We start from the raw sequence: 11,002 nt of genomic DNA, 5'->3' as shown, positions 1-11,002 counted from the left end.
GGCTGCCGAGGATCGCGTAGTGGCGCTGGGCGAAACCGGGTTGGATTACTTCTATCAGCAGGAAACCAAAGCGCAGCAGCAAGCCTCGTTTCGTGAGCACATTCGCACTGGTATCGCACTGAATAAACCGATCATTGTGCACACGCGTGATGCGCGTGAAGACACGTTGGCGATTCTGCGCGAAGAGCAGGTGGAGAAGTGCGGCGGCGTGCTGCACTGTTTTACCGAAGATAAAGAAACCGCAGCGAAACTGCTGGATCTCGGTTTTTATATCTCTTTCTCAGGCATTCTGACTTTCCGCAACGCCGAACAAATTCGCGATGCGGCGCGCTATGTGCCGCTTGATCGCATGCTGGTAGAAACCGATTCGCCGTATCTGGCGCCGGTACCGCACCGTGGCAAAGAGAATCAGCCAGCGTTTACGCGTGATGTGGCAGATTATATGGCGGTATTAAAAGGCGTGGATATCGATACCCTCGCCGCTGCCACCACTGAAAACTTCTCCCGCCTGTTCCACATCCCGATGAGTCGTCTCGGCGGCTAACCGCTTTATTTCAAACGCTGTAATTAATCAAAAATCACCCAACTGCACTGCGTCTGACTGGACGCAGTGCAGTGATTTATTGCTGTTTATTAGTGCAAGTCAGTAAGAAATGACTGAAAGGAAGGGGTCACACTTAGCGAAATGTGATGGCCGTCAATTTAACAATTAGCGATTTATTTTACTCTTCGTAATAAATCAAAAGACGCTCAGCGTTACCCCGGCGAAGGATCCTCCCCCCAAGCCATGCGCACTGCGCAAAAAATTGCACTCATACTCAGGAGTTTCTATGTTCAAGAACGCATTTGCGAACCTGCAGAAAGTAGGTAAATCGCTGATGTTGCCGGTATCGGTTCTGCCGATTGCCGGTATTTTGTTAGGTGTTGGTTCAGCAAACTTCAGCTGGCTGCCGGAAGTGGTTTCCCACGTCATGGCCGAAGCGGGGGGGTCGGTGTTTGCCAATATGCCGCTGATCTTTGCAATCGGTGTGGCGCTTGGCTTTACCAATAACGACGGCGTGTCTGCGCTGGCGGCTGTGGTTGCTTACGGCATCATGGTGAAAACCATGGCGGTGGTTGCGCCATTGGTACTGCATATGCCTGCCGGAGAAATCGAGGCCAAGCATCTTGCCGATACCGGTGTGCTCGGCGGGATCATCGCCGGTTCTATCGCGGCGTATATGTTTAACCGCTTCTACCGCATCAAACTGCCTGAGTATCTCGGCTTCTTTGCCGGCAAGCGCTTTGTGCCAATCATCTCTGGTCTGGCCGCGATTTTCACCGGTGTGGTGCTGTCATTCATTTGGCCACCAATCGGTACCGCAATTCAGGACTTCTCACAGTGGGCAGCGTACCAAAACCCCGTCGTCGCCTTTGGCCTTTACGGTCTGATTGAGCGCTCATTGGTGCCGTTTGGTCTGCACCATATCTGGAACGTACCTTTCCAGATGCAGATTGGTGAGTTCACCAATGCCGCAGGTCAGGTTTTCCACGGTGATATTCCACGTTACATGGCGGGCGACCCAACGGCAGGCAAACTGTCAGGCGGCTTCCTGTTCAAAATGTACGGTCTGCCAGCAGCAGCGATTGCGATTTGGCATACCGCCAAACCAGAAAACCGCGCCAAAGTGGGCGGTATTATGATCTCCGCCGCGCTGACCTCGTTCCTGACCGGTATTACCGAGCCAATCGAGTTCGCTTTCATGTTCGTGGCGCCGATTCTGTATGTGATCCACGCGATTCTGGCGGGCCTGGCCTTCCCAATCTGTATCTTGCTGGGTATGCGTGATGGCACCAGCTTCTCACACGGTCTGATCGACTTTATCGTGCTGAGCGGCAACAGCAGCAAAATCTGGCTGTTCCCGATTGTAGGTATCATCTACGGCCTGATTTACTACACCGTATTCCGTTTCCTGATTGTAAAACTGAATCTGAAAACCCCTGGCCGTGAGGACACCGCAATGGAGCAGAGCAGCGCAACCGGCAGCGAAATGGCGGGCAAACTGGTTACCGCGTTTGGTGGTAAAGAGAACATCACTAACCTTGATGCCTGTATCACGCGTCTGCGTGTGAGCGTGGCGGATGTCGGCAAGGTTGATCAGGCTGAACTGAAAAGCCTTGGCGCACGTGGTGTGGTAGTAGCAGGTTCAGGCGTTCAGGCGATCTTCGGTACCAAGTCCGATAACCTGAAAACTGAAATGGATGATTATATCCGCAGCATGTAATGGTGTGTTCTAACAGCACGCACATGCGTTGATAGCAGGAAGAGGCGGCAGAGGAGTAAAGCGTCCCGCGACAAGGATGTCGCGGGCCGAGCCCCAGGGACGGTTTATGGCGACTTTACGATCTGACGCCTCTTCCAGCGTAAGCTCTTAAACCCTCAGACGAGGGTTTTTTGCTATAAATAAACCCGCAAATACTCCGTCAAGCACAGCAGCGCCATCGCCTGACCATACGGCATCGAGGTGAGCGGTATCTGACGGTAATACTCCAGATCGCTGCCCATCGCCGTTCCGAACGACACCTGCTTCAGTTCCCCATCCTCATCGATATTACCGATCACGCCACGCAATGCTTTCTCCGCCAGCGGCAAATACGCGGGCGAGAGGTAGTGTTTGCGCACCGCTTTAAGAATGCCATAGGCGAAACCGGCGGTGGCGGAGGCTTCAGGATAGCTGTTGGGATCGTCGAGCAAGGTGTGCCACAAACCGCTGCTGTGCTGACAGGTGCTCAGCGCCTTCACCTGGCTCTCCAGCACCTGCTGCAGGAAACGCCGCGTGGCATGCTGTTCCGGCCAGTTCATCATCTCGAGGAAATCAGGAATAACGATAGTCAGCCAGCTGTTGCCGCGCGCCCAACGTGCGTTGGCGAAGTTGTGCCGCCCATCAAACGTCCAGCCGTGGAACCACAAACCGGTTTGGCGATCCATTAAATATTGGGTATGAATCAGGAACTGATAGCTGGCTTCTTCGACAAACTCGGGACGATTCAGCAGCTGACCAATCTTCGCCAGCGCCATCACGCTCATCATCAAGGTGTCATCCCACAGCTGCTGGGTGTTTTCGTTGTTGTAGACGATGTGCTGCAGGCCGCCTTGCTCGGTGCGCGGCATCTCATACATCACCCATTCAGCCCAACGCTCCAGCACCGGCCGCCATGCGGCATTTTGCGTCTCTTCATAGCGATACGCCAGCGTCAGGAACGGACAAACAGTATTGACGTTCTTGGTTGGCGTGCCTTCTGCCAGCCGCGTGCTGAACCAGTCATCGATGATCTTCAGCGTCTCTTGATCGCCGGTTTGCTGATAGTAGTGCAGCATGCCGTACAGGCCGATGCCGTGTGTCCATTCCCAACCGGCCCAGCCTTTGGTATCGATCACGCGGCCATCATCGAGGCGCAGCAAAAACTCACCGCTGTGATCGGTAATATTCACCAGATTATGGGTTAGCCGCTGAATCAACTGCACCAGCTCAGTACGTGGCAACAGATATTCAGGCTGGCGCAGTAACGCGCTGTGCTTCACAGGAAATACAGTCATGGTTCATTCCTATCGTTAATCAGGGTAGAGAGAGAAGGTAAAGATCGTGGCTGAGTCGGCAGCGGCGGTGCGGCCGCCTTGTGACGGTTGAGATACCCGACGTTGTTATTGCCCCACAGATTTTCATACGGCATACCCGCCAGCATTTCGACCACTTCACGCGCTTGCGGCGTAATGCGTTCCGGCACCACGCGTCCGGCTTCGCGCATTTTCAATGTCTCTTCGCGCAACACCGTGTGGGTTTGCAGGTTGAGCTTGAAGCGCAGTGAAATAATGAAGCCGCAGGCCAGCACGCAAAGTGTGCCCACGCTGAGGATCGCCAGAATGGTATGGCCGACGGCAGGGACTTGTGTGGCCTTGCCGGAGGAGAAGCCCGCCAGCTGCAACACGATACCGACGAACATCACCGCACCCGCTTGCGAGGCTTTGCGCGTCAGCGTCATGATGCCGGCAAAAATGCCTTCGCGACGCTGGCCGGTAATCACTTCATCGACGTCAGCGATATAAGTGTAAGTATTCCACGGCACATAGTTGATGCCACCGCGACCAAGACCAGCAAGACCAGAAATCAGTACCAGCAGGGCGAAGTTGTCGTTCATGCCGGTGTACCACAATCCGGCGTAGGAGAGGGCGCTCAGACCAAACAGCACCACCACCATACGATAGGCAGGCGCAGGTCCTAGTCGGATACACAGCGGAATCATCGCCATCACCGCAATAAACTGCATCACCGCCATGGTGCCCATCAGGTCGGAGGCGATCTGCGCGCTTTGCATCAGCACAAACACCACATACCAGGTAAACACCGCGTTAAACACGTCCTGCGCGATATAGCCGCCGAGATACATGCCAAGATGCTGGCGGAAAATACGAATGCGCAGCGTTGAGGCCAGCTCGGTGTAGAGGCGTTTCAGGCTCTGCAGCAAAGTTAGCTGTGATTTTTCCTGCTCTGCGCGGCGTGATTCGGCAGAGAAATCGTTGGGATCGCGCTCCCAGGTAAACAGCCACACCAGCGTTAACACCAGCGCACAAATCACCGAGAACACCAGGCTGGCGTAGAAGAAGGAGATCGGATTATCTTTGCCAAACCAGCCAATCAGCACGCCCGGCAGGAACGCCGCCAGAATGGCCGACAGCTGCGCCAAACCAATACGCGCGCCAGAGAAACGGGTTTTCTGTTTGAAATCATCGGTCATCTCCGGCACCAGCGTTTCATAGGGCACCAGAATCATGGTGTAGACCATATCGAACAGCAGATAAGTCAGCAGATACCACCAGAAACTCATGTCGCCAACCCACATCAGGCTGTAGCTGAACACGCACGGAATGCCGAGCAGAATGAAGAATTTGCGGCGGCCAAAGCGCTTGCCGAGCCAGGTCGAACCAAAGTTGTCGGTCAGGAAACCCATTAGCGGGCTCACTACCGCATCCAGCACGCGAGCGGCAGCAAAAATAAAGGTCGCCTGAATCGGCGAAAGCCCACAAAAGGTGGTGTAAAAGTAGAGCAGCCAGGCGGCGGTTAACGCCGTGGTGCCTGCACCGAGGAAATCCCCGGACCCATAGGCCAGATAATGGCCCAGGCCAATCTTACGAGAGCGCATGGCAGGTTCTCCTTGAATTAGTCGGTAAACACATCCCTCATCACTCCGTACAACTTGCTCGGATTGGATTGAAAGTAGAGCGGCTTGAGCGTGCAAACCTTCGTGATTTCGCAATGACTTGCAGGCGGATGGCAAAATCACAAAGAAAATGGCGTGATATCTCTAATTTATAAAACAGCGTTTCATTTTTGTAGTTAATGAGATGTTAGAAATGCGAGTTGCAGCACAATGCGTGGCGAAGGGAGAAAACGGCTTAAAGGCAGTCATTTAATACAGGAAATGTGGTCCTGAGGTTGAAAGAAATGGAATTCCTCACGCATACTGCCTGACTGAACTCAGGCTTAAGGAAATGCACCATGGCTGAAGAAACCATTTTCAGTAAAATCATCCGTCGCGAGATCCCCGCCGACGTGGTTTATCAGGACGAACTGGTCACCGCCTTCCGTGATATCGCGCCCAAAGCGCCCACCCATATTCTGATCATCCCCAACGTATTGATTCCCACCGCCAACGATGTGCAGGCCGCACACGAGCAGGCGCTGGGCCGGATGATCACCGTGGCCGCCAAAATTGCCCGTGATGAAGGCATTGCCGAAGATGGCTATCGTCTGATCATGAACTGCAACAGTCATGGCGGTCAGGAGGTTTATCACATCCATATGCATTTGGTCGGCGGTCAGCCGCTGGGCCCAATGCTAGCCCTCTAACTCAGGCGGACAAATTGATGCGTCAATGGCTGAGTGGCTTGCTGTTGCTGACCCTTGCCGGTTGCAGCAGCGATAAGCCGATGATTAATACCTCGCAGTCGCTGGTAATGGAATCGTCTGTATTATCCGCGGGCATTATTACCGATGATCCGAAGTTGACCGAACAAGATGGTCAGCAGCGTGCCATGAGCGTGTTGTACAACCAGCGGGAAACGCCGGTGAAAGTGCACTATCGTTTCTATTGGTACGACGACAAAGGATTGGAAATCACGCCGGAAGAGCCGGCGCAGAGCCAAATCGTCCCGGCGCACGGCAGTGTAGAAGTGGCCTCACAAATGGGCAATCCGACCGCCAGTAAGGTGCGTCTCTATCTTTATCTTTGAGGAGTAAGCTGTGATTCGCAGTGTAAAACGTTCGGGCGCGTTGTTATTTGCGCTAATGCTCACCGGTTGTGTGGTGAAACAACAGACGCCAGCGCCGGTAGAACCCACGCAGCCAACTACGCCAACGCAGCCGGTTGAACCGACGCCGCAGCCGGTGCCGCCACCAGAAACCGTGCCGCAGCCACCAAAGCTGAAAACCATTAACTGGGATGCCAGCGTCCAGCCGTTAGTCGGTAAGATGGTGCAATCTTCAGGCGTGAATCCTGGCAGCGTATTGCTGGTGGACCGCATCAAGAACAGCACCAACGGCGCGTTGCAAACCGATAAAGCTACCGATGCGATTCAGAATGCGCTGGCCAACAACGGCAAGTTCACGCTGATCACTCCGGAACAGCTGGCGCAGGCCAAGCAGACGCTGGGCTTATCGCCGGATGACAGCCTCAACTCGCGCAGTAAAGCGATTGGCCTGGCGCGCAACGTTAACGCGCAGTATGTGCTGTACAGCAATGCGCAGGGCGATGTGAAAGCTCCAACGCTGCAAATGCAGCTGATGCTGGTGCAAACCGGTGAAATCATCTGGTCAGGAAACGGTGTTGCTCAACCCTGATCCTCAGCTGCAAAACCTGATTCAGCAACAATGGCCGACGGCGCAAGCTGCCGGTCATTTTTTCGCGCTGCCGGGACTGAGCGGGCAAAGCGTGCGTGTGCAGATGCCGCAGGGTGCGTTGCTTGCGCGACGTGCGCCGCCGCAGCCGATCCCATTTGTCGATCGCCAGCGCGAATACCGCATCCTGCAGCAGTTCAGGCATGCAGAGCTTGGGCCGCAGCCGCTGGCATGGCGCGATCCCTGGCTGCTGCAAAGCTGGTTGCCGGGAGAAGTACTCAGCTCCGCGCAGTTTAACGCGCAGCGGGAGGCGATTGTGGTGCTGCTGCAGCGCCTGCATCAACAGCCGCTCACCGGCTATCGTTTACGATTAGCGCCGCTGCTGCAGCGCTATTGGCAACTTTGCCAGCAGCGTCACTGGCGCTGGCAGCGTCGTCTGCAACGCTTATTACAGCAGGGCGAACCGCAGCCGCTGCGCCTGGCACCGCTGCATATGGATGTCCACGCCGGTAACCTGATTGCTACGCCTGCCGGTTTGCGCCTGATCGACTGGGAATATGCCGCCGATGGCGACGTGGCGCTGGAGCTGGCGGCGGTCTGTGCGGTTGATGGCGATACGCGTCCAGCGTGGATTGCCGAGTACGCCGCGCGCGCGAAGTTGGATGAGCACGAACTGGCGCGCCAGATACAGCGCTGGCAGCCGTGGCTGCAATTGCTGATGGCCAGCTGGTATCAGCTGCGCGCTGAGCAGAGCCAGGATGACACCTTACAACAGCTGGCGCAGGCCAGTTGGCACGACCTTTAACGTAGGATTTTAATCATGACCATGAACACGCCTGGACCGCTGATGCTCGACGTCGAAAGCTATGAGCTGGACGCCGAAGAACGCGAGATTCTGCAGCATCCGCTGGTAGGCGGACTGATTCTGTTTGCGCGCAACTTCCACGATGTCGACCAACTGGCAGAGCTGGTGCGCCAGATTCGCGCCGCGTCGCGCCATCGTCTGGTGGTCGCGGTGGATCAGGAAGGCGGGCGCGTGCAGCGTTTCCGCGACGGCTTCACGCAACTGCCGGCCATGCAGTCTTTCGCCGCGCTGCACGATCTCAATAGTGCCGGTGAACTGGCGCAGCAGGCGGGCTGGCAGATGGCGTCGGAAATGATCGCCATGGATATCGACATCAGTTTCGCGCCGGTGCTCGACATTGGTCACATCAGCGCGGCAATTGGCGATCGTTCGTTCCATGAAGATCCGGCTATCGCCCTGCAAGTCGCGCGACGTTTTATTAACGGCATGCATGAAGCCGGTATGAAAACCACTGGCAAACACTTCCCCGGTCACGGTGCGGTCAGCGCGGATTCGCACAAAGAGACGCCGCACGACAACCGCGATGCCGCCACGCTGCGTCAGCATGACATGGCGATCTTTAAGCAGTTGATCGATGAGCAGCTGCTCGATGCGGTGATGCCAGCGCACGTTATCTATACTGAGGTGGATCCGTTGCCCGCCAGCGGTTCACCCTACTGGCTGCAAACCGTGTTGCGCCAAGAGCTCAGCTTCAAAGGCGTGATTTTCTCCGACGATTTGTCGATGGAAGGTGCCGCTGTGATGGGCAGCTACGCCGAACGCGCACAGCAGTCGCTGAATGCCGGTTGCGATATGATCCTGGTGTGCAATCAGCGCGCCGGCGCGGTGAGCGTACTGGATAACTTGACGCCGATCGGGGCAGAGCGCGTGACGCAGTTATACCATCAAGGGCGTTTTACCCGTCAAAGCCTGCTGGCAAGTGAGCGCTGGCGGCAAAATCAGCGTCAGCTCAGCGCATTGCAAGAGCGCTGGCTGGCGCACAAAGCTTCGGGCAAATAAGCCGCGCTGCCCGGATTTATTCCACGCTGAGGAAAATCATGATCATCTATCTGCACGGTTTTGATTCCAACAGTCCGGGCAACCATGAAAAGGTGCTGCAGCTGCAGTTTATTGACCCGGACGTCAGATTAGTCAGCTACAGCACTCGCCATCCCAAACACGACATGCAGTTTCTGCTGAAAGAGTGCGACAAGCTGCTGCAACAGGGCGACGATGCGCATCCGCTGATTTGCGGGGTTGGGCTGGGCGGTTATTGGGCCGAGCGCATTGGCTTCCTGTGTGGCATGCGTCAGGTGATCTTTAATCCCAATCTGTTCCCATTTGAGAACATGGAAGGCAAAATCGATCGCCCGGAAGAGTATCTCGATATTGCTACCAAGTGCGTGAATGATTTCCGCGAGAAGAACCGCGAAAAGTGTCTGGCGATTTTGTCTCGTCAGGATGAAGCGCTGGATAATCAGCGCAGCGCGGCGTATCTGCAGCCGTTCTATGAAATCATCTGGGATGACGCAGCCAGCCACAAATTCAAGAACATCGCGCCACATCTACAACGCATCAAAGCCTTCAAACTCCTCGCCTGACCATTGTTGCGCCGTGTGACGCGGCGCATAAAATGTGTAACATTCTGATAATGCTGCTGAAAGATTGATGTACATCAATTTTCTTATGTGATGTCTTTGACGCCGTGATATTCTGCCCTCAGCTCGCGATTTAACGTCGCCAACCCTATGTTTATTAAGGTTTTTATTAACCATTAATTAACTATTGGTTTACAACTTTGAGGGGGTCTTTGTTGACTACATCTATGGAAAAAATCGTTATCATCGGCGGTGGTGCTGGCGGGTTAGAGCTGGCAACGCAGCTCGGTCACAAGCTGGGACGCAAGAAAAAGGCCGAGATCATTCTGGTCGATCGTAATCACAGCCATCTGTGGAAACCGCTGCTGCATGAAGTGGCAACCGGTTCGATGGACGAAGGGATTGATGCGCTGAGCTATCTGGCGCACGCGCGCAATCACGGCTTCCAGTTCCAGCTGGGATCGTTGACGCAAATCAACCGTGAAAACAAAACCCTTGAGCTGGCCGAAATCCGCGATGCGGAAGGCGCAATGTTAGTGCCGCAGCGTGAGCTGGCCTACGATCGTCTGGTCATCGCACTTGGCAGCACCTCAAATGACTTCGGCACGCCGGGCGTGAAAGATCACTGCATCTTCCTTGATAACCCGCATCAGGCGCGTCGTTTCCACAACGAAATGCTCAACCTGTTCCTACGTTTCTCGGCCAGCGAAGGCAGCCTGGAAAAAGTAAACATCGCCATTGTCGGCGGCGGTGCTACCGGCGTGGAACTCTCTGCGGAGCTGTATAACGCGGTGAAACAGCTGCACAGCTACGGCTACAAAGGTCTGGATAGCAGCTCGCTGAACGTCACGCTGGTGGAAGCCGGTGAACGCATTCTGCCTGCGCTGCCACCGCGTATCTCGGCGGCGGCGCATCAGGAGCTTACCAAACTTGGCGTGCGCGTGTTGACGCAAACTATGGTCACCAGCGCCATCGAAAACGGCTTGAATACCAAAGGCGGCGAATTTATCGAGGCCGATCTGATGGTGTGGGCGGCCGGTATCAAAGCGCCAGATTTCCTGAAAGAGATCGGTGGACTGGAAACCAACCGCATCAATCAGCTGGTGGTGAAAGAGACGCTGCAAACTACGCTGGATGACGACATCTACGCCATTGGTGACTGCGCCTCCTGCGCGCTGCCAGGTGGCGGATTCGTGCCGCCGCGCGCGCAGTCAGCGCATCAGATGGCGTCGCGCGCGCTGGAGAACATCCTTGCACAGCGTAAAGATAAACCATTGAAAGCCTATGTTTATAAAGATCACGGCTCGCTGGTATCGCTGTCGCGCTTCAGCACCGTGGGCAGTTTGATGGGCAACCTGATGCGCGGATCGATGATGGTGGAAGGGCGCATTGCGCGTTTTGTCTACATCTCTCTATATCGTATGCACCAGATTGCGCTCCACGGATACTTCAAGACCGGTCTGATGATGCTGGTCGGCAGTCTTAACCGTGTACTGCGTCCGCGCCTCAAGCTGCACTGATGATTTTCGGGCGGTGAATGCCGCCCCACGCCACGTCAGCTGCCGTAACCCGCTGAAAACTTCACGTTCAGCTTAAGGTTACGGCACTATTTCACCTGCTCTCAGAACTCTCCTAAAAGCTGGCCCTGATGGGTTTCCGCTGCGTTTCCTCCATTAATCTGATGTTGC

At 55.2% G+C, this 11,002-nt stretch carries 11 protein-coding genes; 9 read left to right on the top strand and 2 right to left on the bottom strand.

The window, feature by feature from the left end:
- Together RTM06_RS14765 and ptsG are read left to right on the top strand one after the other, a co-directional pair.
- The coding region (locus RTM06_RS14765) for a YchF/TatD family DNA exonuclease (RefSeq protein WP_312183139.1) at positions 1-544 on the top strand (544 nt) is incomplete at its 5' end.
- 286 nt (positions 545-830) lie between these two features.
- On the top strand, positions 831-2,264 hold the full coding sequence (gene ptsG, locus RTM06_RS14760; protein ID WP_008103049.1) for a PTS glucose transporter subunit IIBC: 1,434 nt from the start codon (positions 831-833) through the stop codon (positions 2,262-2,264).
- Positions 2,265-2,437: 173 nt separating this feature from the next.
- On the opposite strand, the gene RTM06_RS14755 is transcribed toward ptsG, so the two are convergent.
- On the bottom strand, positions 2,438-3,577 hold the full coding sequence (locus tag RTM06_RS14755; protein ID WP_293795438.1) for a glycoside hydrolase family 105 protein: 1,140 nt from the start codon (positions 3,575-3,577) through the stop codon (positions 2,438-2,440).
- Positions 3,574-5,178 carry an MFS transporter gene (locus tag RTM06_RS14750; RefSeq protein WP_312183134.1) on the bottom strand — a complete coding sequence of 535 codons (1,605 nt, stop codon included), beginning with the start codon at positions 5,176-5,178 and terminating at the stop codon, positions 3,574-3,576. The genes RTM06_RS14755 and RTM06_RS14750 overlap by 4 nt, the downstream gene beginning before the upstream one ends.
- Before the next feature lie 356 nt (positions 5,179-5,534).
- Between RTM06_RS14750 and hinT the strand changes: the two genes are divergently transcribed.
- The 7 genes from hinT to RTM06_RS14715 all read left to right on the top strand — a co-directional run bounded on the left by hinT (position 5,535) and on the right by RTM06_RS14715 (position 10,834).
- Entirely contained in the window at positions 5,535-5,885 is a 351-nt protein-coding gene (gene hinT / locus RTM06_RS14745; RefSeq protein ID WP_312183131.1) for a purine nucleoside phosphoramidase, read from the top strand.
- A 17-nt stretch (positions 5,886-5,902) separates the two neighbouring features.
- Entirely contained in the window at positions 5,903-6,268 is a 366-nt protein-coding gene (locus RTM06_RS14740; protein WP_008103043.1) for a YcfL family protein, read from the top strand.
- 10 nt (positions 6,269-6,278) lie between these two features.
- Complete coding sequence (lpoB, locus tag RTM06_RS14735) at positions 6,279-6,875, top strand: penicillin-binding protein activator LpoB (RefSeq protein ID WP_008103041.1); 597 nt, start codon at positions 6,279-6,281, stop codon at positions 6,873-6,875.
- Positions 6,835-7,677, top strand: coding sequence for a thiamine kinase (gene thiK / locus RTM06_RS14730; protein WP_409455807.1), 843 nt, complete (start codon positions 6,835-6,837; stop codon positions 7,675-7,677). The genes lpoB and thiK overlap by 41 nt, the downstream gene beginning before the upstream one ends.
- A 15-nt stretch (positions 7,678-7,692) precedes the next feature.
- On the top strand, positions 7,693-8,736 hold the full coding sequence (gene nagZ, locus RTM06_RS14725; RefSeq protein ID WP_312183126.1) for a beta-N-acetylhexosaminidase: 1,044 nt from the start codon (positions 7,693-7,695) through the stop codon (positions 8,734-8,736).
- 38 nt (positions 8,737-8,774) lie between these two features.
- Positions 8,775-9,317 (top strand): alpha/beta hydrolase YcfP, encoded by a 543-nt coding sequence (ycfP, locus tag RTM06_RS14720; protein ID WP_256696210.1) that lies wholly within the window; start codon positions 8,775-8,777, stop codon positions 9,315-9,317.
- A gap of 212 nt (positions 9,318-9,529) precedes the next feature.
- Complete coding sequence (locus RTM06_RS14715) at positions 9,530-10,834, top strand: NAD(P)/FAD-dependent oxidoreductase (protein ID WP_312183122.1); 1,305 nt, start codon at positions 9,530-9,532, stop codon at positions 10,832-10,834.
- Positions 10,835-11,002 lie beyond the last annotated feature (168 nt).

The sequence above is a fragment of the Pantoea sp. CTOTU46764 genome (assembly GCF_031974595.1).
Classification (GTDB): domain Bacteria; phylum Pseudomonadota; class Gammaproteobacteria; order Enterobacterales; family Enterobacteriaceae; genus Pantoea; species Pantoea trifolii.
Note: the sequence above shows the minus strand (reverse complement) of the source record. Positions and strands in the feature narration are given on the sequence as shown.

What these genes read in the sequence shown, in the direction of transcription:
- ycfP (WP_256696210.1), top strand. Translation starts at nt 8,775, where the DNA reads ATGATCATCTATCTGCACGGTTTTGATTCCAACAGTCCGGGCAACCAT.
- ptsG (WP_008103049.1), top strand. Translation starts at nt 831, where the DNA reads ATGTTCAAGAACGCATTTGCGAACCTGCAGAAAGTAGGTAAATCGCTG.
- RTM06_RS14740 (WP_008103043.1), top strand. Translation starts at nt 5,903, where the DNA reads ATGCGTCAATGGCTGAGTGGCTTGCTGTTGCTGACCCTTGCCGGTTGC.
- RTM06_RS14750 (WP_312183134.1), bottom strand. Translation starts at nt 5,178, where the DNA reads ATGCGCTCTCGTAAGATTGGCCTGGGCCATTATCTGGCCTATGGGTCC.
- RTM06_RS14755 (WP_293795438.1), bottom strand. Translation starts at nt 3,577, where the DNA reads ATGACTGTATTTCCTGTGAAGCACAGCGCGTTACTGCGCCAGCCTGAA.
- nagZ (WP_312183126.1), top strand. Translation starts at nt 7,693, where the DNA reads ATGACCATGAACACGCCTGGACCGCTGATGCTCGACGTCGAAAGCTAT.
- hinT (WP_312183131.1), top strand. Translation starts at nt 5,535, where the DNA reads ATGGCTGAAGAAACCATTTTCAGTAAAATCATCCGTCGCGAGATCCCC.